This window comes from Paenibacillus sp. J22P169 (assembly GCF_059691995.1).
Genome location: NZ_JCAUAO010000001.1, coordinates 1,294,434 through 1,313,170, shown reverse-complemented (window position 1 = coordinate 1,313,170; position 18,737 = coordinate 1,294,434). Strand labels below are relative to the sequence as shown.

Genomic DNA, 18,737 nt, shown 5'->3' with positions numbered 1-18,737 from the left:
CAATTGGCAGTGGGGCATCTTTGAGAAATTAATAAGCTAAAGCGAAGAGACCATGAATATGTGATAAATAGCGAACGTTGCTCGCTTCTTTCATGAGTGAAGCTGGCAAGCCTTTGAGTTGCGTATTCTTTCCGCCAATGGTGCCGATGCCGTCTTTACGGCCAAGGCTGCCTAGTGTACCGGAGAATACAGGTACGAATTTCTCCATCACGCCGCCTTTTAATTGAACGGACAAGTTGTATCCAACGGTTTCGCCCATTTGCCATGCAAGCTGAGCTGTAGGAGGGTAAGGTCTTTCACTTCCCTCAGGGAAGACAACTGCGCAATCACCTGCTAAGAAGATATCTGCATGCGAAGTGGATTGCAAGGTCGACGTTACCGTAGCGCGGCCGCGATCTTCCGCGATGCCACAACTGCCAACAACTTGATTGCCTTTGACGCCGCCTGTCCAAATAATCGTGTTCGACTCGATCGTTTGTCCACTTTTTAGCGCAACCGTATTTTTCGTTGCTTCCGTGATGGCAACACCTGTCAAGAAAGTCACGCCGCGTTTCTCGAGGCTTGTTACTGCGCGCTCAATGAGCACTTGTGGGAACACAGGCAGAATAGCAGGACCTGCTTCAACACAGTAGATGGAAATATCATTGAAGTCGATGCCTTTCGCGCGGCAAACTTCAGGAAGTTTATCCGCGAATTCACCGACAAGCTCAACACCAGTTAAACCACCGCCGCCTACAACAATTGTCGCATCAGCTTTGTTGCCAGATGCTTTGTAAGCATCTAGACGAGCTTCAACATGCTCCCGGATACGGTTAGCGTCAGCAGCTGATTTCAGAATGAAGCTGTTCGCTTCCAACCCAGGGATACCAAAATAGTTCGTTTCACTGCCAAGCGCAACTACTAACGCATCGTACGTATGAACGGTGCCACTGGAGGTAAGGACTTGTTTCTCATTCGGCTTAATCTCTTTAATGGTATCAACAACGATATTCACGTGTTTGTCGCCTAACAGCTTTTGAAGAGGTAAAGCAACGGCTTGCTCTTTAATCGTGCCGCCAGCCAATCTATGTAATTCCGTAATGATTTGGTGAGTTGAAAATTTATTGATGATCGTAATGTTAGCTTCTGAAGCTGTCAAATGTTTACGTGCCGTTAACGCAGTCAATAGACCGCCGTAACCGCCGCCAAGAATTAGTATTTGTTTAGCCATCGTTACCATCCCTTGTCCGGATTAATTTTTTCGTTCAGCGAGTACGTTCAAGAATGCTTGTGCAAAACGAAGTGTCTTCTGCACTTCGGGGTCTTTCAGCATCTTCAACATACCGAAAAGACCGATGGTTGTTCCTACGTCAGCTTGTGATCGTTCACCAGCTTCAATGGCTGCCGATGCGATGTTTTTTGCTTTTTTTTGTACCGGTTTTACGAATTCGCCAATACCTTGGGCAAAATCGTTAATGAGTACTTTGTCAGTCGCCACATTTTGCGCGAAGTCGTAAGCCTTAGTTAGCATAGTAACCATTTCAGCTAATTTGGGGAGATTATCGACCAGAAGTGAAAGTGATTGTTGCACCTCAGGCTTCAGTAATTGGTCAAGTACGTCTAATGTTTTGGGTTCAGCAGCAAGTGTTGCTGCTACTTCTTGAACTGATGATGTCTGTGACATATGACAAATCCTCCTTTGCTTAGAAAAAAACGTATTACATTATTCTACACCTTTTGACAATAAATTTATAAAGGCAGATATTTCAAATTCGTGAACAACTCCTATATAAAACACAACTCTACCTAGAATTATCCCAGTCTATCTTTTTTGGATTGATTTTATAATGAAGTTGTTAACTTGATTGGCAATTGTTGGATTTAGAGAAAGGCAATATCTAGATTGATTAAAGGAGTTGAGCAGGAAAGTATAGACCAATTACACAGCAAGGCAATTTGCTTTGACAACAAGAAAGCGCATTCATAAGAGGAGGCTCATATTAATATTTTTTTTAGTCACGAACATTAAAACTTAAGGAGCAAACGTACATGAAAATCGACAAGTCGAAAAAGATCATTCCTTTTGCACTCAGTTGTATGCTTTCATTCTCCTTACTGCCGCTTGCCACACCAGCGTTCGCTGCAACATTGTTAAGTGATAATTTTGAATCTTACAGCAGCTTCCCATCCGGGGCATGGACGAATGCTTCCGGTAACGGATCATGGAGTATTGCGACGGATGGAAGTAAAGTTGCTACTCAAACATCTTCCACATCAAATACATATATTATGACCAATGGGACCTCATCGTGGACGAATTATACGTATTCAGCCAAAGTAAAAGTGGGATCTACGAGTGTTCGTAATGGGATTGTAGCTCGGTATACGAATAGTAATAACTACTATTTCCTGGTTTTATATAATGGGAATATCGTTCTGAATAAAAAAGTAAGCGGTTCCACAACAACAATTCAGCAGGTTCCGTTCACTGCTAACACATCTACCTTTTATAATTTGCAGCTAGAAGTGAATGGGACTTCAGTCAAAGGCTATGTGAATGGGGCATTATTGGTTCAAGGCACCGATAGCAGCTTAACAAATGGTGTACCAGGGTTTTATGCCAATGGCGTCGCGGAATATGATGATGTTTCGGTAACCGACAGTGCGGTTAGTGATACACAAGCGCCAACTGTCCCAACAGGGTTATCGGCATCGGCAGCATCCAGCAGCCAAATTAACTTAAGCTGGACAGCATCAACAGATAACGTGGGTGTTTCAGGCTACGATATTTACCGTGACGGGTCACTCGTGGGTTCATCCGCTACGACATCTTACAGTGACTCAGGTTTGAGTGCATCTACTTCTTACAGCTACACGGTAAAAGCAAAAGATGCAGCCAATAATACGTCTGCCGTAAGCAGTTCAGCTTCTGCAACAACGCAAGCGGGCGGAGGAGGTACGGTTGTCAATGTGTCAACCTCAGCACAACTGACGTCTGCAATTAGCAGTGCTACCGCGGGTACAACGATTGTACTTGCAAATGGGACCTATACGAACGGCAGCAGCTTCAGCATCAGCGGCAAAACAGGTACGGCTTCCAATCCAATTACAATTAAAGCTGCGAATACGGGGCAAGCTATTATTTCGGGTGGCGCTTATTTTGTAGTATCCAACTCTTCGTACGTAACGATTGAAGGCCTCAGGTTTACGAACACAGGTAATACAGCCGTGAAGTTAGATCAAAGCAACAATGTTCGAGTAACCCGTAATACATTCGCCCTTACTGAAAATGGGAATTCGCTCAAATGGCTGTATATTGGAGGCGCCAATAGCCATCATAATCGCATTGATCATAATGAATTCGGGCCTAAGCATGATTTGGGTAACTTTATTACGGTTGATGGTTCTTCTACTCAAATTTCACAATACGACACCATCGAATATAACTACTTCCACGACATCGGACCTCGCGCAACGAATGAAATGGAAGCGATACGATTAGGTGTGAGTACACTTTCGATGTCGAATGCTTATGCAACCATTCAGTATAATCTCTTTGAAAATTGCGACGGAGACCCTGAATATATTTCTGTGAAAAGTGGTAACAACACTGTGCGGTATAACACGTTCCGTAACTCCCAAGGCGTGCTCTCGTCTAGACATGGACATGCACAGAGCTTCTATGGCAACTTCTTCTTAGGTGATGGGGTGAAAACAGGCATCGGCGGTATCCGTTTGTATGCGAATGACCACAAAGTATTCAATAATTATTTTGAAAATCTAACTGGCAGTGGTTATTCAGATGCAATTAATGTGGATGGCGGGGATTTCGATGGAGGTACGAATGGTACTACGTACACTAGCTCCGATTTAAGCAAGCACTGGAGAGTGTATCACGCACAAATTGTAAATAATACCATCGTAAATAGTACGACCGGTATCGTGATCGGAGGGAATTACACGCAAGCGCCTGTGGACAGTATCATTGCGAACAATATCGTGAAAAACTCGACAGGTACGCTGTATAATCAGGTGAAAACAAGTAATACAACGTTCCAAGGAAACATTGGCTACGGTTCCACGTTAAGCAATGTGGCTAGAACTAGTGCTGAAATCAACAACGTGAATCCACTGTTAACGACATCAGGCGGGTTACAAAAGCTATCTAGTTCAAGCCCAGCAATTAACGCATCGACGGGTTCGTATACATTTGTAACGACAGATATGGACGGCCAAAGCCGCTCAGGTACGAACGATGTTGGTGCCGATGAATATGCAACAAGTTCGGTAGTGAATGTATCGCTGACAACAGCAAATGTAGGACCGCTTGCACCGTAAGTAAAAATAAAGGGATACTATACGCGATGAGCGTACGGCATCCCTTTATTTTATGGCTTGCAAAGGACTTATCTTATTTACAGCGAATACAATAATTGTAAAATATGCTGTAAGATGAGGAAGGACGTTCACGATGATACTAGGGATATTTTTCTTGGTGGCCATCATTGGCATCATTGCTTCACTTGTTACACAAGGTGCGAGATCGAGTGGTGAGCACCGCGGCTCTCAATCGAATTTCAACCACCATACGCCTAACATCAATCCCTTTCCATTGGATAATTCGAATGGCACATCTTCAGACAACAACAGCGATAATTGCGACAATAGTAGTGTTGGGAGTACGGACAGCGGCAGTAGCTGGAGTTCCGATAATGGCAGTAGTGGCGGATTTGACAGCGGCGGCGGTGGCAGCAGTGATAGCGGGACAAATAACAGCAATTAGAGAATCCTTCGGGGTTCTTTTTTTTATTTTACGCTTCATAGCAAGCTTTCTGATCGATGCAGCTCATAAGTATACCAATGGGAATTAAAGATAATATTATAATCTCTACTATGCATATAGGAATAATATATTATATAGTTGAGAGGAGAAACTAAAAGAAAGCTCCCGTGCTATTCACGGGAGCTTCAATATTATCCTTGTTGCAGATAAGCCTCCCAATAGGCTTTCCCTAAAGGATGTTGGCGATCATCCCATTCATCTCGGTAACGAAACAGCAATTCACGCAGCTCGCCTACAATCGATTCGTATGCTTCTTCTGCAAACAAATTAGTCGTTTCATATGGATCATGGAGTAGATCAAATAATTGTGTTTCCCGCACATGCCCGACATATTCGATGAGCTTATAACGGTCATTCTTCACACTGCGAATCAGATCACTATATGCAAAATAAAGCGAATCTCGCAAATGCACAGCTGGATTTTGCATCATCGGGAGCAAGCTTAGCCCTTCGACGGTTGCTGGTGTTTCTATGTCGATTAGCTCGCAGAGTGTCGGGTAAATATCAAGTAAATACGCATAGTTATCAAGCCGCAGTCCCTTCGGAACGCCAGGTCCAGCTAAGATGAGAGGGACTCGTACGCTGTGCTCATAATGGCTTTGTTTTCCCATGAGGCCGTGCTGTCCTACGGCAAGCCCGTTATCGCCAGCAAGCAGGATAATTGTATTCTCTGCGTGACCAGACTTTTCTAAAGCAGCAAGTATCCTGCCAATTTCCTCATCCAGATGGGTGATCATCGCATAGTACTCTAGTAGATGCCTTTTAATCTCGGACTCCGTACGCGGATATGAAGCCAGTTCTTCGTCCCGTATTTGTTTAGCGCCATAGTTAAAGGGATGCTCAGCCATGAAATTCGGCGGCAGACTTAGCTGATCCACATCATACATCTCTCTAAATCGAGGAGGCATCGTTCTCGGATCGTGTGGAGCCAAATAAGAGACATACATGAAAAAAGGCTCGTCAGATTCGTAATTATCTAGAAACTGCACAGCTTCCTCACTAAAAACATCAGTAGAATGCTTACCCGTGGAGAAATAATCGCAATGTACGTCAGTGGTCTTACTCTCACGTAGAAAATTCTGCGTGAAAGGGATGAGATTCTCATATTTTCCCGTCGGATCGAAGTGACAGAGTGGCACATTCCAATGGTCCCACATGCCACCAAAAAAGACCGAGTTTCCGTCTGAGAAGCTTCTGCCGAAAGAGGCAGGACCATTATGCCATTTTCCCGTAGCGAAGGTCCGATAGCCGGCTCCGCGCAGCGTTTCACCGAGGGTCTTGTGCTCCGGTGGAATGTTCTGTCCATTTTTCTCAATGTGAAAAAGAGTGCGTCCAGTATGCAGCATCGCTCGGCTAGGCATACAAATGGCTGGTGATGTACCGCTAGGGATATGGGCATGCGTGAAGGCGGTTCCACTCGCAATTAGCTTATCCATATGGGGTGTAATGATTTCAGCATTTCCCAAAGCATGAATGGTATCGAAGCGTTGATCGTCAGTAAATAAGAACAAAATATTCGGCTTTTGTGTCATAGTCATCCCTCAATGAAAGTTATTTGAATGTATTCCTCTAAAGTATAGGCTTACGTGAGCCGTTTTTACATAGAATGGGAGGCGATTAGGATGTCAAATTTGGAGGATGAATTCGTACGATCACGCAGTATGTTCCAACAAGTGGTGACGACAATTCCATATGAGTGTCATATCAAACTCCACAGCTGCTACAACCGGATAGTTCCTCGGCATTGGAAGTTTCAGGACCGTATCAATACTGATTTTCACATTGTATACATCAAAGGCGGCGAAGGTCGGTATGACATCATGGGTTCCTCGATTCCATTTGAGAAAGGTAAGATAATCCTAGTCAGCCCGGGTATGCTTCACACGGCGGTACAAGATATAAGCAATCCACCTTCGATCATACCCGTACGATTCGGCTTTTATGACAATCGTACGATGGAGATAGCGCGTCTTGACTTTCAGCCCTTCAGCTTTTCTTTCATCTCACAGGACACGCTTGGATTTCAATTGTTATTTGAGAAGCTATACACGTATTCTAAGCTAGTTACTAAGCCATCGGGTGAAGCCTTATGCGGCACAGTAATGAGTGAAATTTTGTTGAAAATGCAAATGGAACTTACGGAGGAAGTTACGACATTATCCCTAGATGAAAGGATTGAGCGAGTACAACGTTTCGTAGAACATAATCCGCAGCAACGCTATTTGCCGAGTCAATTAGCCGATATGGCAGGACTTTCGGAGAAGTATTTTCGGGAGTTGTTTAAAAAGCAGGTCGGTCAGACGCCCATGGCGTACCAGATCACAGTTCGCATGACACATGCCAGGAAGCTATTGATTGAGAGTGGGGAAAAAGTCCATAAAGTCGCGCAATCATTAGGGTATCCCGATCCTTATTCGTTTTCCAAACAATTTAAGCAAATTATGGGATACCCGCCAATCGCACTGAAAGGATTGCGGCAAGAAGCTCGCTCACTCCAAGAATCGTAGAATAATAAGGTTAAGAGTGATCATTGTTCTAGATAATTGATTATAACGACTTATTGGCGTACATTAGTAACAAACATAAATGTCAGGTATTATTACACGATAGTAAATCCGCAGGACAGGCTGCTTTGGATAAGGTGATTAGATGAAAGTGATGGAAACACAGTGCCCTTTTTGCAGCGTGCAGTGCAAAATGCAAGTGAGTGAAAGGAGAAGCCCATCGGATGGTCTTCCCGTATTCTCTGTTGCACCTAAAGCAAATATGGCATCAGAAGGGCGACTTTGTATTAAAGGCGTATATGCCCACGAACACGTACTTACGGGTGAACGGCTTCTTCATCCCATGGTGAAAAGAAATGGTCAGTTCGAACGGATCTCATGGGCGGAAGCCTATGAACTTATCGCGAGTAAGTTCACTACACTTCGCAAGGAATACGGCAATAATGCGGTTGGCTTGTATGGAGGCGGTTCGCTAACGAATGAATCTGCCTATTTGCTAGGCAAATTCGCTCGCGTAGCGCTGCAAACGAAGTATATTGATTATAACGGCCGATTTTGTATGTCGGCGGCTGCTTCAGCTGGAGTCCAAGTTTTTGGGATTGACCGAGGGTTAACGAACCCATTATCCGATATTGAATTGGCGAATTGTATTCTACTTGCAGGTACGAATATTGCGGAGTGTCAACCGACGCTTATGCCTTATTTTACAAGAGCGAAAGAGAAGGGGGCCATCGTCATTGCCATCGACCCGCGAGAAACGGGTACGACACGTATCGCGAATATCCATTTGCGTGTGAGGCCTGGGATGGATGCGACTTTGGCCAATGGGTTGATCAAGGTCCTGCTTGAGGAAGGCCTAGTCGATGAACAATTCGTCGGTTTAAGGACAACAGGATTTGCTGAATTGAAGGCACATTTAGATTCGATTGATATGGCTGAGATTGCCCAATTAACGGGCGTGCCTGCTGAGTTGATTCGTAAAGCAGCCCTTAGTTATGGCAAAGCGAAGACGGGAATGGTATTTACTGCAAGGGGTGTAGAGCAACAAACGGATGGGCATATGGCCGTTCGAAATTTCCTGAATCTCGTTCTACTGACCGGTAAAATTGGCAAACCTGGATGCGGCTATGGCGCAGTAACAGGGCAAGGCAACGGACAAGGTGGAAGGGAGCATGGTCAAAAAGCGGATCAGCTCCCAGGCTACCGACTGATCGAGAATCCAGAGGATCGCGCTTATGTCGCGGATGTTTGGGGCATCGATCCGAGTGAGCTGCCAGGTAAAGGTGTCTCTGCTTACGAAATGATGGAGAAGGTCCATGAACAGGAGATCCGAGCGTTATTCGTCATGGGCTCTAATCCGCTCGTTTCGAACCCGAACGCGAACTTCGTTGAAAAAGGACTGAAGAAGCTCGATTTCCTCGTCGTTGCTGACTTCCTTATCTCTGAAACCGCACAGCTAGCTGATCTGCTTTTACCAGTAACGGCCTATTTAGAGAACGCAGGGACGTTAACAAATCTCGAAGGACGCGTGCTTTTGAGAGAGGCTGGTCGACCTGCGCCTGGTGAAACAAAGCACGATTGGCATGTACTATGTGAACTAGCTGAGAAGCTCGGGAGAGGTCAATTCTTCCCGTTTGGGGATGTTGAAGCTGTCTTTAACGAGCTCCGACTAGCAAGTCGTGGGGGGAAAGCAGATTACTTCGGCATTACCTATGATCGTTTGAGACAAGAAGAAGGCGTGTATTGGCCTTGTCCGGATGAGGCGCACCCAGGTGCTAAGCGCTTATTCGAATCCTCGTTTCCACAGCCAGCGGGCAAAGCACTTCTCACGACTGTGGAGAATCATCTGCCAAAGGAACAGGTCAGCGAGGATTTCCCGCTGTATTTAACCACTGGACGTGTACTCATGCATTATCTAACAGGTGTGCAAACTCGCAAAAGCCCGTCCTTAGCCGCGCGAGATGTAGAATCCTTCATAGAGATCCATCCAAAGACTGCGATGAAGTACCACATCGAAGATGCCACACTTGTGAGGCTGACTTCCAAACGCGGCGAAATTTATGTGCGTAGCCGTTTCAGCGACGCAATCCGCGAAGACACGGTCTTCGTACCCATGCATTGGGGAGATACGCAAAACGTCAATAAATTAACAAATGACGCACTTGATCCGACCTGCAAAATGCCTGGATTTAAGGTATGTGCGGTACAGGTAAGCTCGTTAGTATCAGAATATGTATAAAATGGTTAAACCGAACTCATCGATCTCTTGCAGCGATAAGTTCGGTTTTTTCATGATTGAGTAAGATGATAAGCAAATTCCATTGGTCTACGATACAGATCCTTCTGTTTAAAACCCTTAAGATCCTCGTATATGGTTTTTTGAGGCTTTCCATTAAGTTCAATAATCCATAATTTACTTTCTTTGTCCAATACAAAATCCACACTCAATTCTCCCAATAATCCCATAAGAGACTCTGCTTCTTGAGCAGCCATAACACTTACTTCATTCAGAGATTGTATGATTTCATTTGCTTTTTCAGGTGAAAATAGTCGCGGGAGAATTTCTGTTACATCATAAACGCGTTCACACATACTAGTGTTAAAGTAACGATCGTATGCCACTCTACAAGTGATGTTGGAAATCAACCATTGACCAATATTCCCCTTTTGAACAAGGACGCGGATATCAAAATATTGATGATCGAGTTGACTCATTTGAATCCCTTGCTGGACCAAGTATTTCTTTCGTCCGAGAAGTTCATCTAACTTTTCCTGTATGCTTTCATTTTTCCTGCAAATAACTCTTGGAGCTACACTGTGTAAGGAAATGTGAATATCTTCATTATCCAGACGTTCAATTCGATAGACAGATGCGCCTCTAGATCCATAAATCGGTTTTATAAAGAGAAGATTGTTTATCTCTAATTGGTCTGATATCTTCACTTTATTATATTGAAATGTGTCGGGTACATATTGCGAAAGGCTCGATTGTTGTAGCTGGTTGTAGAGGTCCCATTTATTGAAATGATTGATCGTATTGAAACATTTATTCTTACCTATTGTTTTTTCCAGGCGTTGAATGGTCATCGAGACTTTGTTGAAACAACGGTTATAGACGACACGTGGAAAAGGGAACATACTTTGTACCCATTTGCCATTTTTCAGGCTAAGTCCAATGATACGTTGCTTTTTCCAACGTATATCTGCTGGAGTGAAAGCGTAAAATCTCAGGTTTTGATTTTGATAATGTTGGCAAAGAGCCAAAATTCTTTTTCTACTATACCGTTTAGTTACCATAATACCTATGAATGGGCGCTTGTCCAATCTTATCACTCCCTAGCCATTGAACCATCTTTAGTAACTAATGCTAGCGCAGTCATTTTGGTATGGGACAATGACATAAAAGAGCTGATTTTTGTTAAATATATGGCTTTTTTTACCACTTCTAATAATTTGATAGGCATTTACTGTGTCTATCTATTTAGGCTTTTAATATGATGAAATACGTTTGAAAATAGGGAGATGAAAATAGTATGGGGAAATGTAATTGCCCGCCAGGACCTCCAGGGCCAGAAGGACCACGAGGTCCCCAAGGAGCTGCGGGGACACCAGGGGCAGCAGGTCCTACGGGAGCAACAGGACCAATAGGACTAGCAGGAGCAACGGGAGCAACGGGAGCAAAAGGAGCTACGGGGCCAGAAGGGCCAAGAGGTCACAAAGGGCAAGAAGGACCAGAAGGGCCTCGAGGTCATAAAGGTGATCAAGGGCCAGAAGGACCGCGAGGTCACAAAGGTGATGAAGGACCGCGAGGTCACAAAGGGCCAGAGGGACCAACAGGACCACGAGGTGACCAAGGAACAGAAGGACCTGCGGGTCCAACAGGAACAGCGGGAACAGCGGGTGCAATGGGACCTATGGGGCCTATGGGACCTGCGGGTCCAACAGGAACAGCGGGAACAGCGGGTGCAATGGGACCTATGGGGCCTATGGGACCTGCGGGACCAACGGGAACAGCGGGAACAGTGGGATCAATGGGACCTATGGGGCCTATGGGACCTGCGGGACCAACGGGAACAGCGGGCACAGTGGGTGCAACAGGAGCTACAGGAGCTACAGGTGCAGGAGCAACGGGAGCAACGGGAGCGACGGGCACAGTGGGTGCAACAGGAGCTACAGGAGTAACAGGTGTAACAGGAGCTACAGGAGTAACAGGGGCTACAGGAGCTACAGGAGTAACAGGAGCTACAGGAGTAACAGGGGTTACAGGAGCTACAGGTGTAACAGGGGCTACAGGAGTAACAGGGGCTACAGGAGCTACAGGAGTAACAGGAGCTACAGGAGTAACAGGGGTTACAGGAGCTACAGGTGTAACAGGGGCTACAGGAGCTACAGGTGCAGGAGCAACGGGAGTAACCGGAGCAACGGGAGCGACAGGACCGGCTGGACCGGCTGGTGGTCCACCGGGACCAGAAGGACCAACCGGCCCAACAGGCCCAGCGGGTGGTCCACCGGGACCAGAAGGACCAACCGGCCCAACAGGCCCAGCGGGAGCAACTGGCCCAACCGGAGCACCGGGTACAGCTGGTGTGACAGGCTCAACCGGAGCACCGGGTACAGCGGGTGCAACGGGCCCAACCGGAGCACCGGGTACAGCTGGTGTGACAGGCCCAACCGGAGCACCGGGTACAGCGGGTGTAGCAGGCCCAACCGGAGCACCGGGTACAGCGGGTGCAACGGGCCCAACCGGAGCACCGGGAACAGCGGGTGCAACGGGCCCAACCGGAGCACCGGGAACAGCAGGTGTGACAGGGCCAACCGGAGCACCGGGTACAGCGGGTATAGCAGGCCCAACCGGAGCAACAGGACCAGCTGGTCCTGGTGGATTAATCCCATTTTCAACGGGTATCATCATTAGTGGAGCTACAGTCGTATCAGCTGCTCCAATTTTAATGGGTTTTGGTAATCGCACGGTTGAAGTTATTGACATTTCTGGACAATCAACTAGCCCACCAGAAGCAGGTGGTTTTGCATTCCCAATTCCCTTTAATGGAATCGTTCGAAATCTACAAATAAGTGCAGATTTATTGGTTGCTTCAGTGGCTTCTATTAATGTGACACCTCTTGTATATGAGTTTACAGTTTTCAGAGCAGCTTCATCTCCTAATAGTGGGATTAGTCATATTGCTTCACAATACTTGACAACTCCGCTGAATAGCTCGCTTACTTTTGGAGGGCCTACTAATATGGTTTCTGCAGGTACTTTCTATGCAGCTACCAATATAAATCTTCTCGGATCATTAACTGTTGTAGCGGGTGATCGTATTGGTATTCGTATAAGGACGAATGTAGCGTCGAATCCCTCAGCAGCTGATATTACCCAACTCTCGTTTAGCGCCAGTCTATCGTATACTCCTAATTAATAACAACGTAGCCGCAAATCATGCAAGTCTCTGTCAGGTTTAAGTACTTTCCAAAAAGCTGCCGCGTGCAGCTTTTTTTACTTCGTACAGGCAGAGCTGTTTTTGTCCGAATCGGTTATAATAGGAATGAATTGTAAACAAACGTAGGACAAGTTATTTTCATATAGGAGCGGGATAAGGATGAAGCGAACTACGATTTTAATCGCAGATGATGAGGCGGAGATCGCTGATTTGGTTGCGTTACATTTAGAAAAAGAAGGCTACCATCTCATTAAAGTATCCGACGGGAAAGAGGCCATTCAAGCGATAGAATCTCACGCCATTGATCTGGCGATTCTAGATATCATGATGCCCAAGATGGATGGCTATGAAGTGACACGGCAAATTCGTGAGCGTTATTCCTTTCCGATTATATTTTTGAGCGCCAAATCCTCTGACTTGGATAAGATAACAGGATTGGTCATGGGTGCTGTTGATTATATGACGAAACCATTCAACCCTATGGAATTAGTTGCTCGTGTGAATGCACAGCTGCGGCGGTCCATGCAATTGAATCAACCGACAGCGGCTAGCAGCCCCGTGTTGGAAGCGGGGGGCGTGACCATTGACGCTGATCAAAGGTCTGTTCTCCTTTATGGAGAGAAAATCGAGCTTACACCGAAGGAATTTGATATTCTGTTTCTTTTAGCGAGTCACCCGAAGAAAGTGTTTAGTGCGGAGCATATTTTTGCACATGTATGGGGGGAAGCCTATTATGAGAGTGGTAACACGGTCATGGTCCATATTCGTACTCTGCGCAGAAAACTTGGTGAAGATATGAACAAAAATAAATTAATCAAAACCGTATGGGGTGTGGGTTATACATTCAATGGCTAATCTATTACGCAGCTTTCGATCCAAAATGATCGGTTTATTAGGACTCAGCTTGCTGTTGTCCGGTACTTTTACCTTTATACTTTATAGAGTATTGAAGCTTTATTACTCAGGCGTTCGAAGGGAAGATCCTGTAGCTAAATTACGTCAATTTGTTAACACGATTGGGGATTTGAACTTTTTCTTGATGGTGTTTGTACCGCTTTCTATTTTGTGTTTTTTCTTCCTAACTAAGCGCTATGCCACATATTTTAACGAGATCTCAACGGGAATTCATCGACTTGCTGGCGGTGACTTTCATAGTCGTATTCATATTGATTCCAATGACGAGTTCCAGGATATCGCGGATGATATTAATATGGCGAGTGAGAAATTACAGCAAGCGGTTGAACGCGGGGATTTTGCGGAAAGCAGTAAGGATCAGCTCGTGTTGAACTTAGCTCACGATTTACGTACGCCGCTAACCTCTGTGATAGGTTATTTGGATTTTATTCTCCAGGACGAGCAGTTATCAAGAGAGCAAATGATACATTATACGACCATTGCTTTTAACAAATCGCAACGATTAGAGAAGCTGATTGATGAACTTTTTGAAATTACGCGGATGAAATATGGTATGTTGAGCATTGAAAAGAAGCAAATTGATTTAAGTGAGCTGCTCATTCAACTCAATGAGGAATTGTACCCCGTTTTTGAAAAGAGCAAATTGATAAGCAGGGTGGATGTTTCTCCGCATTTGGAAATATCGGCAGATGGCGAGCTGCTTGCTCGTGTATTTGAAAATCTTCTGACGAATGCCAATCGGTATGGGAAAGATGGTCAATTTGTTGATATCAACGGTCATCGAGATGGGGAAGAAGCGGTTGTTCAAGTCATCAATTATGGCAATTGTATACCCCCTGATGAACTTCCTCATCTCTTTGAAATGTTTTATACAGGTGACCAAGCTCGAACCCATCAGGGGGGGAGTACGGGACTGGGCTTGTTCATTGCGAAGAATATTGTAGAGCAGCATAAGGGGACGCTTACGGTCCAAAGTAATGTGATTCGTACACTTTTTGAAGTAAGATTGCCACTGTCTTGAGTGGATTTAAGAAAAATTTTATATTTGTCCCACTTCTAATTTAAACAGTTTTCCTTATTCTAAATGCAAGCAAGGTTTAGGAGGGAAACGAGTTATGAAGAAGTGGGTTTTTTGGTTTGTCATAGTCGTACTGCTAGGTTATGAGGCGATACAACAGCATTACGCAGTTGGTAATAGAGTTGACCGATCGCATGTAGAGGATAGCGCTTATGTGGTGACTTCCCCAGGGAAGGATCTTGCGACGATAAAAGTGACGAAAGATCAGATATATCAAGGAAATCTAGTTTTAATTAATCAAGATTATCCGGTACATCAAATAGGCATGCAGACGGATGTCCTTAACCTTTTTCAGCATAAAGAGCTTGTTAAAGGATTTGGGCTATTAGATAACACGATTCGGTTATCCCAAAGCGTTGTCCAAGCTTTTACGACGATGATCAGCGCTGCTGAAAAAGACGGGGTTCGTCATTTTATGATAAACAGTGGCTACCGAGACAATAAAGAACAAAGTCAGTTATACAAAGATATGGGGGCTAATTATGCTTTACCGGCAGGACATAGTGAACATAACTTAGGTTTAGCTCTTGATATTGGTTCTACACAAGGTGAAATGAATCAAGCGCCTGAGGGAGAATGGCTGGTCCGGAATGCCGCGGAATATGGATTTATTTTACGGTATCCGAAGGACAAAACAGCGATCACGGGCATCCAGTATGAACCCTGGCATTTTCGCTATGTGGGTTTACCACACAGTGTGATTATGCAGCAGATGAATGTAACGTTGGAAGAATATTTGGAGTATTTGAAACAACAAAAGAACATCACAACGAAGGTAAAAGGCAAGATTTATGAGATTTCATATTATCCGATCTCCCAGAATAGCACCGTCCAAGTGCCTAACAATCGTTCCTATCACCTATCGGGCAACAATATGGATGGCATCATCGTCACCGTGCTTCCATGAGGATGAGTTGCATTAAATCATTTAAGGAGAGTGAGTTTACGTAATGAAACAAATGAAAGTATGGAATGAGATGCTGCTGTCGGCGTTATTCGCCTTTTATATGTATGTCCTGTTCAAGATCATTCTATTTAAATTCAGTTCCATTGATCTACCTTTTCTATGGCATCAGCTTCAGCGGAATATTGAGAATCCTGAGCATATCCAAAATCGATTGAAATTTGCGAACTTTAAGCCTTTCGTTACGATAATGGAAAATATTCATAGCTTATCCCAGCATGATCTTGTAAATTTCTTTGGGAATATCGTGGTATTCATGCCGTATGGCATGTTTCTAGTCCTAATGTCGCGGCATAAGAGAATTTCACTGTTTGGAGCTCTCGTACGTTCTGTGGGGATAAGTTTATGTTTAGAAGGTTTGCAAGTTGTTCTTTCAATGGGGAGTTTTGATGTGGATGATCTCATTCTAAATGGGTTTGGCGGTATACTTGGGTATTCTGTTTTCAAGCTGTCCATTAAATTCAAAGCAAGTATGCTACGTATGTTCGAAATTCAACACATGCCGTTTTCGAAAGAAGGCAACATAACCTAAGGTGATGAAATACGAGAATAGGCTGATCTTCAAGCAAAGTTGTCTACTTGAGGACAGCCTATTTGTATGCAATATGAGGCGAATGGGTGATCTGATCTTGATTATGGTACTATGATGTGAGAAATATCAAAATTTGCAATGAAATGTTGGGGCGGTTCACGTATGGAAGATGAACAAGTAAGAGCTAAAGAACTTTTTACCCATTATCGAGGCAGTACCTTACAGATGCATCGAGCAGGTGCTCGCGATGAATATATGTCATTTGCCGTTTCAAAAGAGACAGAAATGAAATGGGTGCAAGAAATGATCGATCAGTACTCGAGGGAGCTTTCGATACGGGATGCGGGAGTGTTGGATAGTCTAGAATCCATAGCCCGAGACTTTAAACAAGTAAGCATTCTTAAAAATGTAGGAAGCTTCGCTTCAAGGCATATTAAGAGTGCGGATAGCATCATCAAGCTCCTATATGCAGAATCAATCATACGCATACTTGCTTTCGTGAAGGATGTCATTACGAAAGAATTATTATATGAAACCCTGCAAACGACAAAGCTGATTCTCGATGATATTCGGTTAAATCAGTTGGTTCTAGATCCTGGACATGACCTTAAGTCCTACAATTTGAGGGACAAAAAATCACTCAATCTTAGAGCGAATAACGGCATCGAGGAGCTTAAAAGTTTTCTAACATAGCTCAACTATTTTTCAATTGGACCTGTATCCACAACCTCGAAATCGCTGCCTTTGAGCTTACCTAGTTTATGCAAGTCATCATCGTCCCATTTCGGGTCAGGCGCTCCACTCACATAGAGATCACTGCCGTTGTCAGCAACGATCATCCCGTACTTTTTCATAGCTCGCAAGATCGCTTGATTGGTTGCCGAGTAGCCGGAAATATCAAAATTGTCACGCAGCCTGATTCGAAGTCCCATTGGCGGAAGATTAGGATCGGTGCTGTTCGAAGCGAAATGGGTAGCAGGAGCGATGAATCCACGTTGTGACTTCCGTACCGTGAAACGGAGCGCATGGTTGATTTCTCCAGTGCTTGCTTCTTCATATCGAACAAGACCAGGGAAGATTGGCAAGCCGGCCGCGTCAGCGGATGTCCAATATTTCGGACGAAGCGCATTCGAGTTCAAATCCCACTTAGCGCCGTTCGAAGCCTGCCATCCATCGGATGTGGTGTGTGCATTGAACAATTCGTAGAGCATATCATTGTCTTTATCGACAACAATGACATGACGGTCGCCATCGCTGTTTGGTCCGCCTTCAATTGGCGCATTAGCTGGAATTGGGTAGGGGCCAGGGTCACTTTCATCACCATAATCCGTAAACGTTACGTTTACTTTCGGTTGATCGCCGTTTACGATCGTATAGGGAATCCCAATGGGGGCCCCTTGCCATTCGGTACCAAAATCAGCATGTACACTCGTATTAAAGCCGATAGCCTCGATATATTGCTTTGATTTCTGGTGAATAGGGAAGGCAGAGATGTCCATATTCCATGGATTATTCTTTGGAAATACTTGCAATGCTGTTGATCCTGTCGATGTGTTCCCATTCCCGTTGGTTGGAAGTGGAGTCTGTTGAGGCTTGTTCCCTACAAATATCGAGCTTGTAGAATCATCCCAACTCACGGGTTTCCCCAATGATTCCGTCAGAAATCGAAGAGGTACATAGGTCGTATTTTTGTAAATGAAGCCTTGGAGATCTGGTGGGGGTTGCTTGATCTCTCCATCGAAATAATACTGCAGCTTACGAAAATAAACGTCTATACCGATTGGATCAGTTGCTGCGTAGGAAAGACCTGAGAAAAACAAGGCCCCACATACGAATCCAACTGTTCCTGATTTCCATTTACCCACTTGTTACCACGCTCCATTGTGTCTAGTTGGCATTCTTCTAGATTTGTCCTATCATAAGAATATTCGTAGGTTATACAATGCTTTGTGTCCAGAACGAGCAATGGAGTTCTTCAAGCCGTATATTTATGAAATGAAATTATAATCACGGAGGGCGTACAATGAGTCAACGCTATCGCATTACGAGAGCTTTTCAACAAAATGAACAAGGCGTACCATCCATTTCATTGGAAGAGTGTAAACAATACTTTTCTACTCAACCAGATTTCACTTATTCATCGGTATTTACAGTGACTGGTGCCACCAGTATGTCCATTGAGGGGGATTTTTTCATGTGGAGCTATGGCGAAATTAAGATTCCCTTCCGACATTATCAGGGGGACATTTATGTGTCGGGCACGAATGAGGCCGTCATTCCTAAGATGCTAGAGGTTGCAAGTGACTTGGGAGCCGATGTAGCGGAGGGTTAAATTAGTCGTATATTCACTCAACAGAAAATTTTATCTAATATTTTCAACATACTCTCCTCATACATTTAAGATATAGTAGTAGTTGAACTTAGCTCACAAGCTATAGAATATTCTAAAATATCATTCGAGGTTGATGGATAACTTGGGTG

At 44.5% G+C, this 18,737-nt stretch carries 16 protein-coding genes; 11 read left to right on the top strand and 5 right to left on the bottom strand.

What is annotated here, in order from left to right:
- Positions 1–28 precede the first annotated feature (28 nt).
- Positions 29–1,210: an NAD(P)/FAD-dependent oxidoreductase gene (locus tag AC58QG_RS06120; RefSeq protein ID WP_497361211.1), complete on the bottom strand. Its 1,182-nt coding sequence runs from the start codon at positions 1,208–1,210 to the stop codon at positions 29–31.
- 21 nt (positions 1,211–1,231) lie between these two features.
- Positions 1,232–1,663: a DUF1641 domain-containing protein gene (locus AC58QG_RS06115; RefSeq protein WP_497361210.1), complete on the bottom strand. Its 432-nt coding sequence runs from the start codon at positions 1,661–1,663 to the stop codon at positions 1,232–1,234.
- A gap of 365 nt (positions 1,664–2,028) precedes the next feature.
- On the opposite strand from AC58QG_RS06115, the gene AC58QG_RS06110 reads away from it, so the two are divergent.
- Complete coding sequence (locus AC58QG_RS06110) at positions 2,029–4,317, top strand: chondroitinase-B domain-containing protein (protein ID WP_497361209.1); 2,289 nt, start codon at positions 2,029–2,031, stop codon at positions 4,315–4,317.
- A 133-nt stretch (positions 4,318–4,450) separates the two neighbouring features.
- Positions 4,451–4,762: a hypothetical protein gene (locus tag AC58QG_RS06105; RefSeq protein ID WP_497361208.1), complete on the top strand. Its 312-nt coding sequence runs from the start codon at positions 4,451–4,453 to the stop codon at positions 4,760–4,762.
- 191 nt (positions 4,763–4,953) lie between these two features.
- Here AC58QG_RS06105 and AC58QG_RS06100 read toward each other — a convergent pair whose 3' ends face one another.
- Positions 4,954–6,360, bottom strand: coding sequence for a sulfatase family protein (locus AC58QG_RS06100; protein ID WP_497361207.1), 1,407 nt, complete (start codon positions 6,358–6,360; stop codon positions 4,954–4,956).
- An 84-nt stretch (positions 6,361–6,444) separates the two neighbouring features.
- Here AC58QG_RS06100 and AC58QG_RS06095 point away from each other — a divergent pair, with 84 nt between their 5' ends.
- Positions 6,445–7,329 (top strand): helix-turn-helix transcriptional regulator, encoded by an 885-nt coding sequence (locus AC58QG_RS06095; RefSeq protein ID WP_497361206.1) that lies wholly within the window; start codon positions 6,445–6,447, stop codon positions 7,327–7,329.
- A gap of 142 nt (positions 7,330–7,471) precedes the next feature.
- Entirely contained in the window at positions 7,472–9,565 is a 2,094-nt protein-coding gene (gene nasC, locus AC58QG_RS06090) for an assimilatory nitrate reductase catalytic subunit NasC (RefSeq protein WP_497361205.1), read from the top strand.
- Between the two features lie 50 nt (positions 9,566–9,615).
- On the opposite strand, the gene AC58QG_RS06085 is transcribed toward nasC, so the two are convergent.
- Positions 9,616–10,650 (bottom strand): YheC/YheD family endospore coat-associated protein, encoded by a 1,035-nt coding sequence (locus tag AC58QG_RS06085; protein WP_497361204.1) that lies wholly within the window; start codon positions 10,648–10,650, stop codon positions 9,616–9,618.
- A gap of 209 nt (positions 10,651–10,859) precedes the next feature.
- On the opposite strand from AC58QG_RS06085, the gene AC58QG_RS06080 reads away from it, so the two are divergent.
- The 6 genes from AC58QG_RS06080 to AC58QG_RS06055 all read left to right on the top strand — a co-directional run bounded on the left by AC58QG_RS06080 (position 10,860) and on the right by AC58QG_RS06055 (position 16,949).
- Positions 10,860–12,746, top strand: a complete 1,887-nt coding sequence (locus AC58QG_RS06080; RefSeq protein WP_497361203.1) for a collagen-like triple helix repeat-containing protein — start codon at positions 10,860–10,862, stop codon at positions 12,744–12,746.
- 180 nt (positions 12,747–12,926) lie between these two features.
- Positions 12,927–13,622 carry a response regulator transcription factor gene (locus AC58QG_RS06075; protein ID WP_497361202.1) on the top strand — a complete coding sequence of 232 codons (696 nt, stop codon included), beginning with the start codon at positions 12,927–12,929 and terminating at the stop codon, positions 13,620–13,622.
- On the top strand, positions 13,615–14,703 hold the full coding sequence (locus AC58QG_RS06070) for a sensor histidine kinase (protein ID WP_497361201.1): 1,089 nt from the start codon (positions 13,615–13,617) through the stop codon (positions 14,701–14,703). Before AC58QG_RS06075 ends, AC58QG_RS06070 begins: the two co-directional genes overlap by 8 nt.
- A gap of 94 nt (positions 14,704–14,797) precedes the next feature.
- Positions 14,798–15,667: a M15 family metallopeptidase gene (locus AC58QG_RS06065; RefSeq protein ID WP_497361200.1), complete on the top strand. Its 870-nt coding sequence runs from the start codon at positions 14,798–14,800 to the stop codon at positions 15,665–15,667.
- Between the two features lie 43 nt (positions 15,668–15,710).
- On the top strand, positions 15,711–16,256 hold the full coding sequence (locus tag AC58QG_RS06060) for a VanZ family protein (protein WP_497361199.1): 546 nt from the start codon (positions 15,711–15,713) through the stop codon (positions 16,254–16,256).
- Between the two features lie 162 nt (positions 16,257–16,418).
- On the top strand, positions 16,419–16,949 hold the full coding sequence (locus AC58QG_RS06055) for a hypothetical protein (RefSeq protein WP_497361198.1): 531 nt from the start codon (positions 16,419–16,421) through the stop codon (positions 16,947–16,949).
- Positions 16,950–16,954: 5 nt separating this feature from the next.
- Here the strand turns inward: AC58QG_RS06055 and AC58QG_RS06050 are convergent, their stop codons facing one another.
- The gene (locus AC58QG_RS06050) at positions 16,955–18,121 is read right to left on the bottom strand and encodes a stalk domain-containing protein (RefSeq protein ID WP_497361197.1); all 1,167 of its coding nucleotides are present in this window, start codon (positions 18,119–18,121) and stop codon (positions 16,955–16,957) included.
- A 158-nt stretch (positions 18,122–18,279) separates the two neighbouring features.
- Here AC58QG_RS06050 and AC58QG_RS06045 point away from each other — a divergent pair, with 158 nt between their 5' ends.
- On the top strand, positions 18,280–18,588 hold the full coding sequence (locus tag AC58QG_RS06045) for a hypothetical protein (protein WP_497361196.1): 309 nt from the start codon (positions 18,280–18,282) through the stop codon (positions 18,586–18,588).
- Positions 18,589–18,737: the final 149 nt, after the last annotated feature.